This window comes from Dactylosporangium sucinum (assembly GCF_014647515.1).
In the GTDB taxonomy this organism is placed as follows: domain Bacteria; phylum Actinomycetota; class Actinomycetes; order Mycobacteriales; family Micromonosporaceae; genus Dactylosporangium; species Dactylosporangium sucinum.
This window is the reverse complement of sequence record NZ_BMPI01000005.1, coordinates 172,515-189,764: the sequence shown is the minus strand read 5'-3', so window position 1 is coordinate 189,764 and position 17,250 is coordinate 172,515. Positions and strand designations below refer to the sequence as shown.

General features: G+C 73.8%; 18 protein-coding genes. 9 read left to right on the top strand and 9 right to left on the bottom strand.

What is annotated here, in order from left to right; translation table 11 throughout:
* Positions 1-30 precede the first annotated feature (30 nt).
* Positions 31-999 carry a helix-turn-helix transcriptional regulator gene (locus tag IEZ31_RS06650; RefSeq protein WP_190248842.1) on the top strand — a complete coding sequence of 323 codons (969 nt, stop codon included), beginning with the start codon at positions 31-33 and terminating at the stop codon, positions 997-999.
* Positions 1,000-1,044: 45 nt separating this feature from the next.
* Here IEZ31_RS06650 and IEZ31_RS06645 read toward each other — a convergent pair whose 3' ends face one another.
* Genes IEZ31_RS06645 through IEZ31_RS06635 form a run of 3 tightly spaced genes read right to left on the bottom strand, consistent with a single transcriptional unit; the run spans position 1,045 to position 3,448 of the window.
* Positions 1,045-1,683, bottom strand: a complete 639-nt coding sequence (locus IEZ31_RS06645; RefSeq protein ID WP_190248841.1) for a nucleoside/nucleotide kinase family protein — start codon at positions 1,681-1,683, stop codon at positions 1,045-1,047.
* On the bottom strand, positions 1,680-2,483 hold the full coding sequence (locus tag IEZ31_RS06640) for an SDR family oxidoreductase (protein WP_190248840.1): 804 nt from the start codon (positions 2,481-2,483) through the stop codon (positions 1,680-1,682). The genes IEZ31_RS06645 and IEZ31_RS06640 overlap by 4 nt, the downstream gene beginning before the upstream one ends.
* A complete protein-coding gene (locus IEZ31_RS06635; protein ID WP_190248953.1) occupies positions 2,480-3,448 on the bottom strand; it encodes an LLM class F420-dependent oxidoreductase in 969 nt (322 codons plus the stop codon). The genes IEZ31_RS06640 and IEZ31_RS06635 overlap by 4 nt, the downstream gene beginning before the upstream one ends.
* Before the next feature lie 223 nt (positions 3,449-3,671).
* On the opposite strand from IEZ31_RS06635, the gene IEZ31_RS06630 reads away from it, so the two are divergent.
* Positions 3,672-3,878: a hypothetical protein gene (locus tag IEZ31_RS06630; RefSeq protein WP_190248839.1), complete on the top strand. Its 207-nt coding sequence runs from the start codon at positions 3,672-3,674 to the stop codon at positions 3,876-3,878.
* A gap of 105 nt (positions 3,879-3,983) precedes the next feature.
* Positions 3,984-5,414 carry a GH1 family beta-glucosidase gene (locus IEZ31_RS06625; protein WP_190248838.1) on the top strand — a complete coding sequence of 477 codons (1,431 nt, stop codon included), beginning with the start codon at positions 3,984-3,986 and terminating at the stop codon, positions 5,412-5,414.
* On the opposite strand, the gene IEZ31_RS06620 is transcribed toward IEZ31_RS06625, so the two are convergent.
* Positions 5,411-6,076: a response regulator gene (locus IEZ31_RS06620; protein WP_190248837.1), complete on the bottom strand. Its 666-nt coding sequence runs from the start codon at positions 6,074-6,076 to the stop codon at positions 5,411-5,413. The genes IEZ31_RS06625 and IEZ31_RS06620 overlap by 4 nt on opposite strands.
* Entirely contained in the window at positions 6,073-7,335 is a 1,263-nt protein-coding gene (locus tag IEZ31_RS06615) for a sensor histidine kinase (RefSeq protein ID WP_190248836.1), read from the bottom strand. The genes IEZ31_RS06620 and IEZ31_RS06615 overlap by 4 nt, the downstream gene beginning before the upstream one ends.
* Positions 7,336-7,519: 184 nt before the next feature.
* Here IEZ31_RS06615 and IEZ31_RS06610 point away from each other — a divergent pair, with 184 nt between their 5' ends.
* The 6 genes from IEZ31_RS06610 to IEZ31_RS06585 all read left to right on the top strand — a co-directional run bounded on the left by IEZ31_RS06610 (position 7,520) and on the right by IEZ31_RS06585 (position 12,555).
* Positions 7,520-8,029: a DUF1707 SHOCT-like domain-containing protein gene (locus IEZ31_RS06610; protein WP_190248835.1), complete on the top strand. Its 510-nt coding sequence runs from the start codon at positions 7,520-7,522 to the stop codon at positions 8,027-8,029.
* A gap of 64 nt (positions 8,030-8,093) precedes the next feature.
* A complete protein-coding gene (locus tag IEZ31_RS06605) occupies positions 8,094-8,759 on the top strand; it encodes an SDR family NAD(P)-dependent oxidoreductase (RefSeq protein WP_190248834.1) in 666 nt (221 codons plus the stop codon).
* Between the two features lie 43 nt (positions 8,760-8,802).
* The gene (locus tag IEZ31_RS06600; protein WP_190248833.1) at positions 8,803-9,612 is read left to right on the top strand and encodes a metal-dependent hydrolase; all 810 of its coding nucleotides are present in this window, start codon (positions 8,803-8,805) and stop codon (positions 9,610-9,612) included.
* Positions 9,612-10,484 carry an amidohydrolase family protein gene (locus IEZ31_RS06595; protein ID WP_190248952.1) on the top strand — a complete coding sequence of 291 codons (873 nt, stop codon included), beginning with the start codon at positions 9,612-9,614 and terminating at the stop codon, positions 10,482-10,484. Before IEZ31_RS06600 ends, IEZ31_RS06595 begins: the two co-directional genes overlap by 1 nt.
* Positions 10,485-10,491: 7 nt before the next feature.
* Complete coding sequence (locus IEZ31_RS06590; protein ID WP_190248832.1) at positions 10,492-11,097, top strand: hypothetical protein; 606 nt, start codon at positions 10,492-10,494, stop codon at positions 11,095-11,097.
* Between the two features lie 9 nt (positions 11,098-11,106).
* The gene (locus IEZ31_RS06585) at positions 11,107-12,555 is read left to right on the top strand and encodes a serine hydrolase domain-containing protein (RefSeq protein WP_190248831.1); all 1,449 of its coding nucleotides are present in this window, start codon (positions 11,107-11,109) and stop codon (positions 12,553-12,555) included.
* A 114-nt stretch (positions 12,556-12,669) separates the two neighbouring features.
* Here the strand turns inward: IEZ31_RS06585 and IEZ31_RS06580 are convergent, their stop codons facing one another.
* Genes IEZ31_RS06580 through IEZ31_RS06565 form a run of 4 tightly spaced genes read right to left on the bottom strand, consistent with a single transcriptional unit; the run spans position 12,670 to position 17,136 of the window.
* Entirely contained in the window at positions 12,670-13,392 is a 723-nt protein-coding gene (locus IEZ31_RS06580; RefSeq protein ID WP_190248830.1) for an SRPBCC family protein, read from the bottom strand.
* Positions 13,393-13,397: 5 nt separating this feature from the next.
* A complete protein-coding gene (locus IEZ31_RS06575) occupies positions 13,398-14,249 on the bottom strand; it encodes an FAD binding domain-containing protein (RefSeq protein WP_190248829.1) in 852 nt (283 codons plus the stop codon).
* On the bottom strand, positions 14,246-16,609 hold the full coding sequence (locus tag IEZ31_RS06570) for a xanthine dehydrogenase family protein molybdopterin-binding subunit (RefSeq protein WP_190248828.1): 2,364 nt from the start codon (positions 16,607-16,609) through the stop codon (positions 14,246-14,248). The genes IEZ31_RS06575 and IEZ31_RS06570 overlap by 4 nt, the downstream gene beginning before the upstream one ends.
* Positions 16,606-17,136: a (2Fe-2S)-binding protein gene (locus IEZ31_RS06565; RefSeq protein WP_190248827.1), complete on the bottom strand. Its 531-nt coding sequence runs from the start codon at positions 17,134-17,136 to the stop codon at positions 16,606-16,608. The genes IEZ31_RS06570 and IEZ31_RS06565 overlap by 4 nt, the downstream gene beginning before the upstream one ends.
* Between the last annotated feature and the right edge of the window lie 114 nt (positions 17,137-17,250).

Below are 17,250 nucleotides of genomic sequence, written 5' to 3'. Positions count from 1 at the left end.
AACATTAGCTTCCTCAATAACGATGCCAGGATGCTCGAAACTTCGGTACGACTCCTGCGGCTGCTGTCGCTGCTGCAGCAACGGCGGGAGTGGAGCGGCGCGGAGCTGGCCGCACGGCTGGAGGTCACCACGCGGACCGTGCGCAACGACGTCGACCGGCTACGCCAGCTCGGGTACCAGGTGGACTCGGCGACCGGGCCCACGGGCGGCTACCGGCTCGGGGCCGGCGCCGCGCTCCCGCCGCTCCTGCTCGACGACGAGGAGGCCGTCGCCGTCGCGGTCGGGCTGCGGGCGGCCGCGGCCGGCTCGGTGAGCGGGATCGAGGACGCCTCGCTGCGGGCCCTGACCAAGCTGGAGCGCACCCTGCCCAAGCGGCTGCGGCCGCGGGTCGACGCGCTGCGCAGCGCCACCGTGTCGGCCGCGGGCGGCGGGCCGGTCGTCGACGCGGCCACGCTGACCACGGTGGCCGACGCCGCCCACCGGCACGAGCGCCTGCGCTTCGCATACGAGGGATTCGACGGTACCGTCAGCGAGCGCGACGTCGAGCCGCACACGCTCGTCTACACCGGCCGGCGGTGGTATCTGCTGGCCTGGGACACCGACCGCCGGGACTGGCGGACGTTCCGCGCCGACCGGCTGCGCCCGCGCATGCCGACCGGCCCGCGGTTCGTGCCGCGCGACCCGCCGGGCGGCGACGCGGCGGCGCACGTGCTGCGCGGGGTGCGCTCGGTGCCGTGGACCTACCGGGTCCGCGTCCGGTTCGCGGCCCCGGCCGCGGCGGTGGCCGAGCGCAGCACGCCGACGTCGGGCGAGGTGATCCCGCTCGACGACCAGACCTGCGAGCTGGTGACCGGCAGCGACTCGCTGGCCGACCTGACGGCGTACCTCAACGGCTTCGAGATGCCCTTCACCGTGCTCGAGCCGCCGGCGCTCATCGAACACCTGCGCGCCCTGGCCGCCCGCTACCGGGCCGCGACCGGCGGCGGCCCGGACGCGTGACCCGGCCGGCGGCGAGGCCGCATGCGGTCCGCGCGACGGGCGGCGTCAGGCGCGGGTCAGGATGAGGTCGGCGCGGTTGCGGGTGGCGGCGATCACGGCCGCGTTGCGTTCGTCGCTGCGGAAGACCCAGTCGTGCGCGCGCTCCAGGTCCAGGCCGCGGGCCAGCTGGCGGCGCACGAGCGAGTCCTGGCGGACCTCGTCGGGCGCGTCGAGGTACAGGGCCAGGTCGATCAGCTCCCGGACCAGCGCCCACGGCCCCCGGTCCAGCAGCAGGTAGTTGCCCTCGACCACGATGACCCGCACGGACGCCGGCACCGGGATCACGCCGCCGATCGACTCGTGCAGCGTCCGGCTGTAGCTCGGCGCGTACACCAGCTCCTCCATGGCGCGCAGGCGGCGCAGCAGGTGCACGAACCCGGCCGCGTCGAACGTCTCCGGCGCGCCCTTGCGCTCGGTCAGGCCCAGCCGGTCGAGCTCCACATTGGACAGGTGGAAGCCGTCCATCGGCACGGCCACGCTGGACAGTCCATCGTGGACGTTCAGCGCGTCGGCCAACGCGGTGGAGAGGGTGGACTTGCCGGCCGCGGGCGGCCCGCAGATGCCGACGACGGTCCGGCCCTCCCGTCCGCGGGCGTAGGGCACGACGACGTCGAGCGCGGGCTGCAGGGTGTCGGGGACCCTCATGAGTCGAGCGAGGCGGCCAGGCCGCGCATGCCCGCCAGCCAGCGGTCGGTGTCGGTGGCGCGGTGCAGGTAGTACCGGGCGACCTCGGGGTGCGGCAGGATGAGGAACCGCTCGGCGGCCAGCCCCTCGACCACCGCGTCGGCGATCTGCTCCGGGGTGAGCACGGCTCCGCCGGCCGCGGTGACCTTCGCGCCGATGTGCCCGGCGGCCAGCCCGTCGCGGAGCATCGGCGTGTCGACGCCCTGCGGGCACAGGGCGCTGACCCGGATGCCGCGGTCGCCGTAGGTGATCGCCAGCCACTCGGCGAACGCGACGGCCGCGTGCTTGGTCACCGCGTAGGGCGCGTCGCCGACCGAGGTGAGCAGGCCGGCGGCCGAGCACGTGTGCAGCAGGTAGCCGGCGCCGCGCTCCAGCATCGACGGCAGGACGGCCCGGGCCGAGTGGATGTGCGCCTGCACGTTGATCGCCCAGGCCCGCTCCCACACCTCGGCGGACGCCTCCAGGCCGAGGCCGGTGGTGATGCCGGCGTTGGCGCAGAAGAGGTCGATGTGGTCGTACCGCGACAGCGTCTCGCCGACCAGCTCGGCGATCTGCTCCTCGCTGGTGACGTCGCAGGCGACGCCGAACGCCTCGACGTCCGCCGAGGCGGCCAGCGTGGCGGCCAGCCCGGCCGCGGCGTCGCCGTCGAGGTCGGCCAGGACCAGGGCGGCGGCCCCCTCGGCGGCGAACCGCCGGGCCAGCCCGGCCCCGATGCCGCCGGCGGCGCCGGTGACGACGACGACCGATCCCTCGAGGTTCACGACCGGCCCCCCAGCGCGCGCAGGGTGTCGAGCAGCGCCGGGGCGCCGCCCGCGGTCAGCTCCCGCGTCGGCAGCAGGGCGATGACCGGCGTGGTCACGCCCGCCTCGGCATAGCGGCGCACGTGCTCGCGGCACGCGTCGGGCGAGCCGTGGACGATCAGGTCGTCGACCACCTCGTCGGGGATGGCCCGGACCGCGCCCTTGCGGTCGCCGGCGGCCCACGCGTCCCACATCGGCTTCAGCACCTCGCCGCGCCCCAGCCAGCGGTGGAAGGCGGCGTAGGCGGGCACGGTGAGATACGCGGCGATGAGCCGGCGGCCGGTCTCCCGCGCCTCGGCCGGGTCGGCGGTCGGGCACACGAAGATCCGGGCCGCGACCTCGAAGCCGTCGGGCGCGCCGGACAGTTCGGCCCGCGCGGTCGCCACGTCGCCGGCCGACAGCCAGTTGAGGATGGCCCCGTCCGCCTCGGCGGCGGCGAGCCGGAGCATCCGGGCACGCAGACCCGCGAGCAGGAGTTTCGGCGGTACCGCCGGAGCCCGTTCCAACCGGAACCGCCGGACGGTGAACGTCTCGAACGCCCCGTCGACCAGTTCGCCGGCCAGCGCCTGGCGCAGGAAGCGCAGCACGTCCCGGCTGCGCTCGAAGGGCCGGTCGAACGGCACGGCGTTCCAGTCCCCGACGACGACCGGCGAGGACGCGCCGATGCCGAACGCGAACCGCCCGGGCGCGACCTCGGCGAGGGCGGCCGCCTGCATGGCGAGCAGGCCCGGCCCGCGGGTGAAAACGGGGACGATCGCCGTGCCGAGGCGTAACGTCGGAGACCAGACAGAAGCCAGCGTGAGGGGCGTGAACGCGTCGGTCCCGGAGACCTCGGAGGTCCACACGTCGGTGTATCCCAACGAGGGAAGCTGGGCGAGCAACGCTGCGTGATCGGGCAGCGGCACGCCAGCAAGCGGCACCGTCAGCCCCCATTGGCCGGTCATGCACCCTCCGCTTCGCTCCGGGCGCCTTGACCTCGGTGTCTGCGCCTATGGTGGCCGGCCCCTCCGCTTCGCTACGGACCGGCCACTCCCCGATCATCTCCAGGGAGTCGGCCGTGTGGCAAGCAGAACGGAACCGGCTCCCTTTGCGCCCGGGAAGAGAGCGACGTAGCCTGGCGCGGGTTTCCATTGAGAGAAGGAGCACAACATGCTTGGTCTGGAAAAGAAGCTCATGAAGGAGTGGGAAGGCAAGAGCGCGCAGGAGCTCGCCGACGCCCCCGTCACCGCGATCGCCGGCGTGTCCGAGGGCGACGCCGAGAAGCTCGCCGCTGCGTTCAACATCAAGACCGTGCGTGACCTGGGCACGAACAAGTACTTCCGCTGGGCGCAGGGCATCGTCGCGCTGGCCGACTGATCACCCTGCGTTACGGACGGTCGCTCCCGCTCCAGGGGGCGGCCGTTTTGTTTGACAAGGCACCGCTCTGCTTGCCGCTGGCGCCGTCAGGCTACGGTTTCCCGCATGCGACGGCGTCACCTGCTCACCCTGGCCGCCGCCGGTGCGGTCAGCGCCGGCTGCGGGTCCGACGACGCCCCGCCGCAGGCGAAGGCGAGCCCGGCCGACGCCACAACCGGCGCTGCGGCGAGCCCGCCCGCGCGGGCGTTCCCGAAGGGGTTCGGGTGGGGCGCCGCGACGTCGGCGTACCAGATCGAGGGCGCGGCGACCGAGGACGGCCGCGGGCCGTCGGTGTGGGACGTCTTCAGCCACCAGAAGGGCCGCACGAAGGGCGGCGACACCGGCGACGTGGCGGCCGACCACTACCACCGCTTCTACGAGGACCTCGACATCATGAAGGACCTCGGCCTGAAGTCCTACCGGTTCTCGATCTCCTGGTCGCGGGTGCTGCCCACCGGGCGCGGGCCCGTCAACGCCAAGGGCATCGACTTCTACCACAAGCTCGTCGACGGGCTGGTCGCCCGCGGGATCGCGCCGGTCGCCACGCTGTTCCACTGGGACACCCCGCAGGCGCTGCAGGAGCAGGGCGGCTGGGAGCACCGCGACTGCGCGAAGTGGTTCGCGGAGTACGCGTCGACGATGTTCTACTCGTTCGGCGACAAGGTGCCGACCTGGCTCACGCTCAACGAGCCGAAGACCGTGGTCGACGCCGGCTACACGTCGGGCATCCACGCGCCGGGCAAGCGCGACCGGCGCATCGGCAACGTCGCCGGGCACCATCTGCTGCTCGCGCACGGGCTGGCCGTGCAGGCCTACCGGGCCACCGGCGCGAAGGGGCGGATCGGCGCCGCGCTCAACCTGTCCCCGGCGTATCCGGCCGACGACTCGGCGGCGGCCCGCAAGCACGCGACCGCGGCCGACGCCGAGGAGAACCGCCGCTGGCTCGACCCGGTGCTGCAGGGCAGCTACCCGCAGGACTGGCTGGCCACCCAGGCCGCCGACGCGCCCGTGCGCGGTGCGATCCAGGACGGTGACCTGGCGGTCATCGGCACCCGCAGCGACCTGCTGGCCGTGCAGTACTACAACCCGGCCTACGTCACCGCCAAGGGCGCCCGGGTGAAGAAGCACAAGACCTCGCAGGCGTCGTGGCAGGAGATCTACCCCGAGGGCCTCTACGACCTGCTCACCCGCATCAAGCGCGACTACGGCGACATCCCGCTGATCATCACCGAGAACGGGATGCCCACCACCAACGCGATCCAGGACCAGGACCGCATCACGTTCCTGCGGGATCACCTGACCGCGGCCCACCGCGCGATCCAGGAGGGCGTCAAGCTGGAGAGCTATCACGTGTGGTCGCTGCTCGACAACTTCGAGTGGGCCGAGGGGTTCTCGCAGCGGTGGGGCATCGTCCACGTCGACTACGAGACGCAGACGCGCTCGCGCAAGGCGAGCTACGACTGGTACAAGAGCGTCATCGCGAACAACGGTCTCTAGCCCAGCCAGCCGGGCCGGACCAGGCCGGCCTCGTAGGCGAAGACCACGAGCTGGGCGCGGTCGCGGGCGCCGAGCTTGATCATCGCGCGGCTCACGTGGGTCTTCGCGGTGGCCGGGCTGACGAACAGCTTGGCCGCGATGTCCTCGTTGGACAGTCCGGCCCCGACCAGGGCCATCACCTCGCGCTCGCGGTCGGTGAGCGCGTCGAGCGTCATCGGGGTGAGCGGCGCGCGCGACCGGCTGGCGAACTCCTCGATCAGCCGCCGGGTCACGCCCGGCGACAGGAGCGCGTCGCCGCCGGCCACGGCCCGCACGCCGCGCAGCAGGTCGACGGGCTCGGTGTCCTTGACCAGGAAGCCGCTGGCGCCGACGCGCAGCGCCTCGAAGACGTACTCGTCGAGGTCGAACGTGGTCAGGATGACGATCCGCACGTCGGCCAGGCGGGCGTCGGCGGCGATCTGCCGGGTGGCCTCCAGCCCGTCGAGCACCGGCATCCGGATGTCCATGAGCACCACGTCGGGCCGGGTCTGCACGGCCATCCGGACGGCCTCGGCGCCGTCGGCCGCCTCGCCGACGACCTCGATGTCGGACTGGGCGTCGAGCAGGGCGCGGAAGCCCGCCCGGACCAGCGCCTGGTCGTCGGCCAGCAGGACCTTGATCATGTCGGCTGCTCCTCGCGCAGGGGGATGCGGGCGTGGACCTCGAAGCCGCCGCCGTCGCGCGGGCCCGCATCGACGGTGCCGCCGAAGGTCGCGGCGCGGTGCCGCATGCCGGCGATGCCGTTGCCCTCCACGGCGGCCGTGGCGCCGGTGCCGGTGTCGGACACCAGGATGCTGACCTCGCCGGGCGCGTAGCCGACGACGACGGTCGCCGAGGCGTCGGGGCCGGCGTGCCGGCGGACGTTCGTCAGCGCCTCCTGCACGATGCGGTACGCCGCGCGGTCGACCTGCGGCGGCAGCGGCACGACGGTGCCGACCGTCTCCACCGCGACCGGCAGCCCGGCCCCGCGTGCCTCGGCCGCGAGCCGCTCCAGGTCGGCCAGTCCCGGCGCCGGCGTGCGCGGGGCCGCCTCGCCCGGGTTGAGGCCGGCCAGCACCGCCCGGGTCTCCCGCAGCGCCTCGGCGCTCGCGTGCTTGATCGCGGCGAGCGCGGTGCGGGCCTGCTCCGGGTTGTCGTCCATGAGGTGCAGGCCGACGCCCGCCTGCACGTTGATGAGCGAGAGGTGGTGGCCGATGACGTCGTGCAGCTCCCGGGCGATGAGCAGCCGCTCGTCGCTGGCCCGGCGGGCCTTCTGCTCCTTGCGGGCCCGCTCCTCCTCGGCCCGGGCGAGGGCCTCCTGCTCCTCGCGTTCGCGGGCCAGCTGGGCGTACCGCAGCCCGCGCACCCGCGCCGCCTCGCCGAACGACAGGATCATGAGGGCGCAGATGCCGACGACGACCAGCCGGGCGGTCGACTCGACGTCGTGGACGCGCACGACGAACACGGTGTAGGCGGCGGCGACCGCGAGCAGCGTGAGCGCCCGGTAGCCGGCCGCCAGCGCGGTGAAGACGGCGACGATCGCCGCGATGAAACCCGGTCCGTCGGGGTACCTGAGGCTGAAGTACGCGACGGTCGCGGCCAGCGCGCCGGCCAGCGCGAACAGCGGCAGCTTCTGCCGGAAGACCAGGGCGGCCGCCCCGCCGACGAGCAGCAGGTAGCCGGTCTTGTCCAGCACGTGCTCGGTCGTGCCGTAGGCGGCGGCGCGGGTGCCGAAGACCTGCACGAGCGCGATGAACACCGCGATCGCTACCGGGCTGGGCCCGCGCCAGTGCCGCTTCTCCAGCCGGTCGAGCCGCTGCTGGAGGCGGGCCTGCCGGTGGGCGATCCGGTGGGCGTGACGGGCCGCGCGCAGGTCGTCGCGCCAGGGCCGTCGTCTCGTCACAGGTCGACCGTAGTGGAGGGGGTCGGCGGCGACATCGCCTTCCCGGTTCGCGCCGTGTACTCCAGCGGGAGTAGACGGGGCGCCGCGCTGCGCCGGGCGAGGTACCGCACGAGACGACCCCGGTGCGACGCGCCGAGCGCTCGCGATCGGCACGCTGGAGTCCATCACGAGGAAGGGGGCCGAGATGACCGGCGAGCGGGTGCGTGCCTCGGACGCGGAACGCGAACAGTACGCCAACATGGTGCGGGCCGGCATGACCGAGGGCCGGTTGACGCTCGAAGAGGGAGAGGAGCGGCTCGGGCAGGTGTACGCGGCGAAGTACCGCGACGAGCTGCCGCCGCTGACCGCCGACCTGCCCGAGGGCGGCCGGCGCGGACTGCGCGAGACGCCCGAGGCCAAGCAGGCCTTCATGCACGACGGCCGCCGGCACCTGCGGCGGCACGCCGGGTTCGTGTTCGCGCTGGCGATATTGCTGACCGGGCTGTGGTGGCTCTCGGGCGCCCACTTCTTCTGGCCGGCGATCCCGCTGTTCTTCCTCGTCCTCAGCGTCTTCAAGCACGCACGCTGGCGGCGCTGGGTCGCGGAGAACGGGGGCGTGCCGCCGTGGCACGGGCGCGAGCACGGGCACCGGCACGGCCGGTGGGACCGCGGTCCCTGGGCCGCCGCGTCCGACCGTCAGGGCTGGAGCCGCTGACCCACCACCCGGGGGCCGCCGCGTGGGGGCGGCGGCCCCCTCGACCGAGAGGGGCGCTGTGTTCATGTGGGGATCGACGTTTCCCGAGCTCAAGGGCCGGGTCGCGGTGGTGCTGGGCCCCTCCGACGGGGTGGCCGGGGCGGTGTGCCGGATGCTCGCCAACCGCGGGGTGCGCATCGCCGTGATCGGCGAACAGCCGGACGAGCTGGAGGACCTCGTCGACGAGCTGCACTGGCTCGGCGCCGAGGCGGTCGGCATCGTCGCGGCGTCCGGCGGGCAGCACGGCGGCGGCGCGGCCGCGATGGACGCCGTGCGCGCGAGCGTGCTGACCGAGCTCGGTGCGCCCGACCTGCTGTTCGTGCTCACCTGCACGAACCGGGCCGGCGCCGGCTGGCACGACATGGTCGACAGCGGGCTGACCACGACGCTGCAGGCGCTGCAGGCGTTCGTCCCGGCGATGGTCGAGGCGCGCACCGGCGCGGTGGTGACCCTCGCCCCGGCCGGCCCGGACCCGGCGTCGACGGCCGTCGGCGGCGGTGTGACCGCCCTCACGCAGCACTTCGCCCGGCAGGTCGCCGGGTCGGGAGTCCGGGCGAATGTCGTAACCTGGACACCGCGAGCGTCCATCGTGGACGATGTCGCGTTCGCCGCGCTCTACCTGGCCTCGGACGCCGCCGCGAGCATGACGGCAACGACACTCGACGTAGCGGGCACATCGATACGTCTGTAGATCCTATGTACGAATGACCGTCCACCTGGGATAGTCCCAGGGCATGATGGGCTCGTCGCACGCACTTTCCGGGGCGGCGGTCTGGCTGGGCGGCTCGCTGGCGCTCGACCAGCTCGCCGGGTTTCACCAGACCCCGCTCCAGCTCGCCGTCGGCACCGCGATCTGCGCCGGCGGCGCCCTGCTGCCCGACCTCGACCTGTCCGGCCGCGTGACCGCGCGGAAGGGCGGGGCCACGGTCGCGCACACGTTCGGCGTCCTGTCGCTGTTCCTGGCCGAGTGCGTCGAGAAGTTCTCGCTCGGCGTCTACAAGCTGACCCGGATGAAGTACGACCCGCACCGCCGCAACGGCCACCGCACACTCACCCACACGATCGTGTTCAACGTCGGCGTCGGCTACGGCACCCTCGCCCTGTGCAACGCGTACGGCAAATGGGCCGTGATGGGCGTGCTGTTCTTCTCGTTCGCCCTCGCCCTGCGCGGGCTGTTCGAGAGCTGGGCCGAGCGGGCCGGCTGGGTCATCGTGACGCTCGCCGCGGCCGGCGCCGCGTTCGTGGTCTACGAGCGGCTGCCCGGCGACCGCGGCTACCCGCTGCTCGGCGTGGCCGTCGGCATCGGCGGCCTGGTCCATCTGGCCGGCGACATGATCACCCGGCACGGATGCCCGATCTTCTGGCCGATCCCGACCGGCCGGCGCATGTGGCGCAACATCGGCCTGCCCCACCGGATCGCGCTGCGGGCCGGCGACAAGACCGAGACGGTCCTGCTGCGCACGGTCTTCGCCACCGTCGCCGTCTTCGCCGGGGCGCTGCTGGTTGCGCCGATCCTGCTGGAGCGGTTCAACATAGGCCTGTGATGGACGACGCCGCGGTGCCGGGCTTCTGGCGCTCACTCGGCCTGCCCGGCCTGTTCGACGTGCACACCCACTTCCTGCCGGAGCGCATGCTCCGCAAGGTGTGGGCCTACTTCGACAGCGCCGGGCCGCTCGTCGGGCGTCCGTGGCCCATCCGGTACCGCGGGAGCGACGCCGACCGCGTCGCGACCCTGGCCGCGCTGGGGGTCCGGCACTACTCCGCCCTCGCGTACGCGCACCGCCCCGGCATGTCGACCGACCTCAACGCCTGGACGCTCGACTTCGCCGCCCGCACCCCCGGCTGCCTGCCCAGCGCCACCTGCTTCCCCGAGCCGGGGGCGCTCGCCGTCGCCGACGCCGCCCTGGCCGCCGGCGCCCGGGTGTTCAAGGTGCACCTCCAGGTCGGCGGCTTCGACCCGCGCGACCCGCTGCTCGACCCGGTGTGGGGCCGCCTCGCCGAGACCGGGACGCCGGTGGTCGTGCACGCCGGCTCGGGGCCGGTCGCCAACGGGTTCACCGGCCCCGGCCCGTTCGGCGCCGTGCTCGACCGGCACCCGGGCCTGGTGGCGGTCGTCGCCCACATGGGTGCCCCGGAGTACGAAGGCTTCCTCGCCCTCGCCGAGCGCCATCCGCGCCTGCACCTCGACACCACCATGGTCTTCACCGAGTTCTTCGGCGCGCCGCCGCGAGCGCTGCTGCCGCTGGTCCGCGACCTGGGCCTGGCCGGCCGGGTGCTGCTCGGCACCGACTTCCCCAACATCCCCTACGCCTACGCCCACCAGCTGGAGGGCCTCACCCGGCTCGACCTCGGCGACGACTGGCTGCGGTCCGTCTGCTGGTCCAACGGCCTCGCGCTGTTCCCGGGCGCGGCATGATGGGCTCGTGACCAACGAGACGCGACGCTCCTTCCACGGCCTGGCCGAGCTGGTTCTCGCCGGCCCCCAGCACCGCCGCAGCGGCACCATCCGGCTCCGGGTGACGCCGACCGGCTTCGCCACCGTGGCCGACCCCGTCCTCGCCGTCGAGGCGGACGCGCTGGTGGTCGGCGACCGGCGGTTCCCGCTGGCCGGCCAGACCCTGGCCGACCTCGCCACCGAGGCGGACGTGGAGGTCGGCGCCCCGAAGGACCTGTATTCCGACGGCTCCGGCGCGAGCCCCGGCGACCGGGTCGTCACCGACGGCGCCGCCGAGCTGCTGGCCGCCCTCACCACCGGCGACGCCGCCCTGCGCCGGCTCACCACCGACGCCGCCCCGGTGCTGTGGCCCGAGCACTTCGACGTCGGGGTGTCGCTCGACGAGGTGAACTACGGGGTGTCAACCGGCGACTCGGCCATCGACGAGCCGTATGCCTACGTCGGCCCGTGGAAGCCGCGCGAGGGCGCGTTCTGGAACGTGTCGTTCGGCGCGGCGGTGCCGCTGCGCGACCTCGGCGACACGGCCGGCGTCTTCGCGTTCTTCGAGGAGGGGCGCTCCCGGGCCGCCGAGTAGTCTGCGCGCATGGACGTCGCCGCCCTCGCGCGCGCCTTGGACGTGCTCGTGCCGGAGATCCTCGAGCACACCGACACGCCCGGCGTGTCCGTCGCGGTCGGCGTCGGCGACGAGGTCGTGCTGGCCCGGGGCTACGGCGTGGCCGACCTCGGCACCGGCGCCCCGATGACGCCCGAGACGGTCAACCCGATCGGCTCCGACGGCAAGACGTATACGGCCGCGGCGGCCATGCAGCTCGTCGAGCGCGGCCTGCTCGACCTCGACGGGCCGATCGGGCCGCACCTCGGCGACCTGCGGGTGGTCAACCCGCACGGGGCGCGCCCGATCACGCTGCGGGACCTGCTGACCCATCGCAGCGGGCTGGGCACGACGTTCGGGTTCGCCGACCGGGTGCCGCCGGCCCCGCTGGGCGAGCACCTGCGGCAGGTCTTCCGGCGCGGCCGCAGCGACCTGTACGGCGGGGACCTGGTCCCGCTGTGGTCGACGCCGGTCGGCGTGCAGTATCAGTACAGCAACACCGGCATCGCCCTCGTGGGCTATCTGGTGGAGCGGACGAACCCGGCCGGCGTCCCGTTCGACGAGTGGGTCCGCCGCAGCGTGTTCACGCCGCTCGGGATGCGCTCGGCGTGGTTCCCGCCGGCCGAGGCGCCGCCGGAGGCCCTCTCCCGGCGCAGCACCGGCTACGCGACGGTGGGCGGGCTGCAGTTCGTGCTCCCGCCGGTCTACGTCGGCGACTACCCGGCCGGCACCGCGCTCACCACCGCGTCGGACCACTGCCGGTTCGTCCTGGCCGTGCTCGGCGGCGGCGCGCTGCCCTCCGGCCGCATCCTCGCCCCCGAGACGGCCCGGCTGATGCTGACCCCGCAGGCCGGCCGCGGCCCCGACCCGGCGGCGACCGTCGGGCTGGTCTGGAACGTCTTCGACGGCGGCCTCGACGAGGGGTACGTCGGCCACGGCGGCGAGTATTTCTGGGGCTGGAGCAGCTTCACCCGCGGCTGGCCGTCGTCGCGCGTGGCCGTGGTCGTGTCGGCCAACCAGTGGCACCTGGCCGAGCCGGGCACCTCGCACCGGCCCAGCCACTTCGCCGGCCGGCTGGTCGGCGGGGTGGTCACCGCCTGGGTCAACGGCCTCGACCCGATGCCGTCGAAGTCCCCGGCGGCGGCGCAGAGCTGGCTCGCCGGCATGCTGGTCGCCGACCGCCTGACCACCCGCATCGGTTCGCGGCGCCCGCTGTCGGCGGCCGAGATCGACGCGCTGGTCGCCGGGGCGGTGGTCCGGCCGGGCCAGCCGTGGGACCCGGAGGCGTTCCGGGCGGCGCTGCGCGACTATCCGTGCGACTCGCTGGGCGAGGCGATGGCGTGGAGCCGCGAGCAGGTCCCGGCCCACCTGCAGGCGCTGGTCACGAGCGAGCTGGGCGTGCCGTGGCTGGGCCGCCTGGTCGCCGGCCTGGAGCCGTGACCGCGACCCGTCCACCCGCCCACCCGCGTCGATCTTGCAGTTGTGGTGCCTGACAAACCCGGGCATTCAGGGAGTGTCCCGGCACCACAACTGCAAGATCGACGCGGGTGGTGGTCAGCGGCGCTTGATCCACCAGATGATGCCGAGGACGACGGCGAAGCTGGCCGCGGCCGTCAGCACGTAGGGCACCGCGCGGCGGACGGCCGACCCGACGCCGGAGACGGCGAGCAGGTCGATGGGCTCGACGGCCTCGGGCTCCGGCTCGGCAACCCGCGCGGGAGCGACCGCCGGCTCGGTCACCGGGCCCGAGGCCTCGGCCGCCGCGGCGGCCGCCGTTGCCGCGGGCGCCGCCGCAGCGGGCGCCGCTGCCGCGGGTGCCGGCTCGGTCCCGGCGGCCAGCTTGCCGGCCAGGCAGTCGGCGAACTGCCCGATCAGCTTGCCGCTCACGTCGCCGATCAGGCCGCGGCCGAACTGGGCCGCCTTGCCGGTGACGTCGAGGTCGGTCTTCACCTCGACGCGGGTGTCGTCGCCCTCCTCGTGCAGCGATGCGGTCACCCGGGCCGCGGCCGTCCCGCCGCCGCGGGCGTCGGCGCCCGAGGCGGTCAGCTGCACGCGGTGGGCCGCCTCGTCGCGCTCGACGAAGCGGCCCGAGCCCTTGAACGTGAGGCTGACCGGACCCAGCTTCACCTTCACCGTGCCGGTGAACGTGCCCTCCTCGTCGTCGTGGCCGGTCAGCGTGGCACCCGGCATGCACGGCGCGATGCGTTCGATGTCCAGCAGCACCGCCCACGCCTGGTCGACGGGGACGGGCACGGTGAAGCTGTGTTCCAGTAGCACGGTCGTCAGACCCCCAGCGCTCGGCACACGGCCCGCGTGGTGAGCACCCGGGCCAACTCCCGACGATAGTCCGCCGAGGCCGACAGGTCGTCCACCGGATCGGTGCCCGCGGCGACCGATGCGCACGCCTCCGCGACCGCCTCGGCGGTCGCCGGCGCCCCGGCGAGGGCCGCCTCGACGCCCCGGGCCCGGTGCGGCACCGGGCCCATGTTCGTCAGGGCGACCCGGGCCTCGGAGATCGTCCCGTTGGACCGTGCGACGGCCACGGCCACCCCGACGATAGCCCACGCCTGGGCCGTCCGATGGAACTTCTCGTAGTGGGTGGCCCAGCCGGCGGCGGCCGGGACGCGGACCCCGACGATGACCTCGTCGGGGCCGAGGGCGGTGGTGAACAGGTCCACCGCGAAGTCCGCGGCCGGGATGGTCCGCCGGCCGGAAGGACCCTGCACCTCGTACACCGCGTCCAGGGCCGCCGCCACCGCCGGGAGGTCGGCGGCCGGGTCGGCGTGGGCGAGCGAGCCGCCGAGCGTGCCGCGGTGGCGCACCTGGCGGTCGCCGACGGTGCCGGCCGCGACGGCCAGCAGCGGGGCGTGCTCGCGGATCAGCGGGTCGGCGGCGACCTCCGCGTGGGTGGTCATCGCCCCGATCACCAGGTCGCCGCCGTCGAGCCGGGCCCCGGTCAGCCCCGGCACGCCGCCGAGGTCGACGAGCACCGTCGGGGCCGCGAGCCGCAGCCGCAGCACCGGCAGCAGGGACTGGCCGCCGGCCAGCACCTTGGCGTCCTCGTCCGAGCCGAGGGCCGCCACCGCCTCGTCCACGGTGGACGGACGGACGTAGTCGAACGCCACGGGGATCACGCGACACCTCCGCGCTTGACGGCGCGCCACACCCGCTCGGGGGTGCAGGGCATGGGGACGTCGTGCACGCCGTACGGGCGCAGCGCGTCGACGATGGCGTTGACGACGGCCGGCGTGGCCGCGATGGCGCCGGCCTCGCCGACGCCCTTGACGCCCAGCGGGTTGGAGGTCGCCGGGGTCTCGGTGCGGTCGCTGACGATCGTCGGCAGGTCGGCGGCGCTGGGGATGGTGTACTCCACGAACGAGCCGGTCAGCAGGGTGCCGCCGGCGTCGTACACGGCCTCCTCGTGCAGCGCTTGCGCGATGCCCTGCGCGACGCCGCCGTGGACCTGGCCCTCGACGATGAGCGGGTTGACCACCCGGCCGACGTCGTCGACGGCGACGTACGAGCGGATCCGCACGTGGCCGGTCTGCGTGTCGACCTCCGTCGCGCACAGGTGGGTGCCGTGCGGGAAGGAGAACGTCTGCGGGTCGAAGGTGGCGTCGGCGTCGAGCGACGCCTCCACCCCGTCGGGCAGGTCGTGGGCCGCGAACACGGCGAACGCCGCGTCCGCCACCGTCCTGGCCGCATCGGGTGTACCGCGGACACGGAACGCCCCGCCGGTGAACTCGAGGTCGTCCGGGCTGCACTCGAGCATGTGGGCGGCGACGACGCGGGCCTTGTCGCGCACCTTCCGGCACGCCTCGACGAGCGCGACGCCGCCGACGGCGAGACTGCGGGACCCGTAGGTGTCGAGGCCCTTGTGCGAGGTTCGCGTGTCGCCGTGCAGTACCTCCACATCCTCGAACGCCACGCCCAGCTCGTCGGCGACGATCTGGCTCCACGCCGTGACGTGGCCCTGGCCGTGCGGGCTGGTGCCGGTGACGACCTCGACCTTCCCCGTCGGCAGGACGCGCACCGACGCGCTCTCCCAGCCGCCCGCCGCGTACCGCAGCGCGCCCAGGATCCGCGAGGGTGCCAGGCCGCACATCTCGGTGTAGGTCGAGACGCCGAGGCCGAGCTGGACGGGATCGCCGGCGGCGCGGCGGCGCTCCTGCTCGGCCCGCAGCTCGGCGTAGCCGAACAGGTCCAGGGCCTTGTCGGTGGCGGCGTCGTAGTCGCCCGAGTCGTAGACCAGGCCGGCGACCGTCGTGAACGGGAACTCGTCGGCGTTGATCCAGTTCTTGCGGCGCAGCTCGATCGGGTCCATGTCCAGCTCGGCGGCGAGCTCGTCCATCGCCCGCTCGATCGCGTACGTGGCCTCGGGGCGGCCGGCCCCGCGGTACGCGTCGGTGATCGTCGTGTTCGTGAACACGCCGACGCACTCGAAGCGGTACGCCGGGACCTTGTAGATCGAGTTGTACATGAACGCGCCGAGGATCGGCACGCCCGGCCCGACGAGGCCCAGGTAGGCGCCCATGTTGGCGATCAGCTTCACGTGGATGCCGGTGAGCGTGCCGTCGCGCTTCGCCGTCAGGGTGATGTCCTGCAACTGGTCGCGGCCGTGGTGCGCGGACAGCATCGTGTCGCTGCGGGTCTCGGTGTACTTGACCGGCTTGCCGACGCGCTGGGCAGCCAGGAAGGCGATCAGCTCCTCGGGCGTCACCTGGAGCTTGCCGCCGAAGCCGCCGCCGACGTCCGGCGCGATGACCCGGATCTTGTGCTCGGGCACGCCGGTGAGCAGCGCGTAGAAGACCCGCAGGATGTGCGGGATCTGGGTGGCCGACCAGATCGTGTACTCCCCCATGCCCGGGTCGACGACCACGCTGCGCGGCTCCATGAACGCCGGGATGAGGCGCTGCTGGACGTACTGTCGGTTGATCGTGACCTCGGCCGGGGCGTCGCGCACGCTGCTGCCGGTGCCGGCGTCGGCGGAGTCGAAGATCCAGGTGTACGACCGGTTCGTGCCCTTGTCGGGGTGGACCAGCCCGGTGTCCTCGTAGGCGGCGCGCAGGTCGAGCACCGGCGCGAGCGGATCGTACTCGACCTCGATGTCCTCCAGCGCGTCGACGGCGCTCGCCCGGTCGCGCGCCACGACGACGGCGACCGCCTCGCCGTGGTGGCGGACGAAGCCGTCGGCCAGCGGCGGGCGCACCGGGTGGACGATGTCCTCGGTCACCGGCCAGGCGCAGGGCAGGCTGCCCTGGATGTCCTTGACGTCGGCGCCGGAGAACACGTCGACCACGCCGGGCCGGCGCTTGGCCGCCGAGACGTCGATGCTCGCGATGCGGGCCGACGCGTGCGGGCTGCGCAGGATCGCCAGGTGCAGCATCCCGGGCAGGGCGATGTTGTCGGTCCAGCGGGTCCGCCCGGTGATGAGCCGCGCGTCCTCCTTGCGCTTCCTGGCCGCGCCGACCTGGGGCTCGATGGTGGAGGTCATACGGTCGCCTCCTCCGGCAGCTCGGCCTGCGCCCGCAGCGCGGCGGCCGCGGACTGCACGGCGCGCACGATGTTCTGGTAGCCGGTGCACCGGCACAGGTTGCCCGACAGCCCCTCCCTGACCTCCGCGTCGGACGGGTCCGGATTGTCCCGCAGCAGGTCGACCGCCGACATGATCATGCCGGGGGTGCAGAACCCGCACTGCAGGGCGTGGAGCTCGTGGAACGCCCGCTGCACGGCGTGCAGCTCGCCGCCGGGCCCGGCCAGCCCCTCGACGGTGGTGACGCTGGCGCCGTCGGCCTGCACGGCGAGGACGGAGCAGCTCTTGACGCTGTGCTGCGGACCGTCGGCGCCGCCCATGAGAACGGTGCAGGATCCACAGTTGCTCGTGTCGCAGCCGACGACCGTGCCAACCTTGCCGAGCTGTTCACGGAGATGATGAACGAGGAGGGTCCGGGGCTCGACGTCGTCGACGTAGCGCGTGCCGTCGACGTCGACACTGACCCGGACACGGTGAGACGAGGACATAAAGCCTCCCGCGGTGACGTGCGGAACGGCCCGTCGCGCGGCGGACGCCCACGGGCCACCTCCTGATCAGCAGACCCCACGACCGGTGATCAACGCAACCCTCCACCGGTCTTG

Coding starts and splice junctions, on each gene's coding strand:
- IEZ31_RS06585 (WP_190248831.1), top strand. CDS start 11,107: ATGGACGTCGCCGCCCTCGCGCGCGCCTTGGACGTGCTCGTGCCGGAG.
- IEZ31_RS06625 (WP_190248838.1), top strand. CDS start 3,984: ATGCGACGGCGTCACCTGCTCACCCTGGCCGCCGCCGGTGCGGTCAGC.
- IEZ31_RS06595 (WP_190248952.1), top strand. CDS start 9,612: ATGGACGACGCCGCGGTGCCGGGCTTCTGGCGCTCACTCGGCCTGCCC.
- IEZ31_RS06570 (WP_190248828.1), bottom strand. CDS start 16,609: ATGACCTCCACCATCGAGCCCCAGGTCGGCGCGGCCAGGAAGCGCAAG.
- IEZ31_RS06605 (WP_190248834.1), top strand. CDS start 8,094: ATGTGGGGATCGACGTTTCCCGAGCTCAAGGGCCGGGTCGCGGTGGTG.
- IEZ31_RS06650 (WP_190248842.1), top strand. CDS start 31: ATGCTCGAAACTTCGGTACGACTCCTGCGGCTGCTGTCGCTGCTGCAG.
- IEZ31_RS06610 (WP_190248835.1), top strand. CDS start 7,520: ATGACCGGCGAGCGGGTGCGTGCCTCGGACGCGGAACGCGAACAGTAC.
- IEZ31_RS06645 (WP_190248841.1), bottom strand. CDS start 1,683: ATGAGGGTCCCCGACACCCTGCAGCCCGCGCTCGACGTCGTCGTGCCC.
- IEZ31_RS06630 (WP_190248839.1), top strand. CDS start 3,672: ATGCTTGGTCTGGAAAAGAAGCTCATGAAGGAGTGGGAAGGCAAGAGC.
- IEZ31_RS06620 (WP_190248837.1), bottom strand. CDS start 6,076: ATGATCAAGGTCCTGCTGGCCGACGACCAGGCGCTGGTCCGGGCGGGC.
- IEZ31_RS06565 (WP_190248827.1), bottom strand. CDS start 17,136: ATGTCCTCGTCTCACCGTGTCCGGGTCAGTGTCGACGTCGACGGCACG.
- IEZ31_RS06600 (WP_190248833.1), top strand. CDS start 8,803: ATGATGGGCTCGTCGCACGCACTTTCCGGGGCGGCGGTCTGGCTGGGC.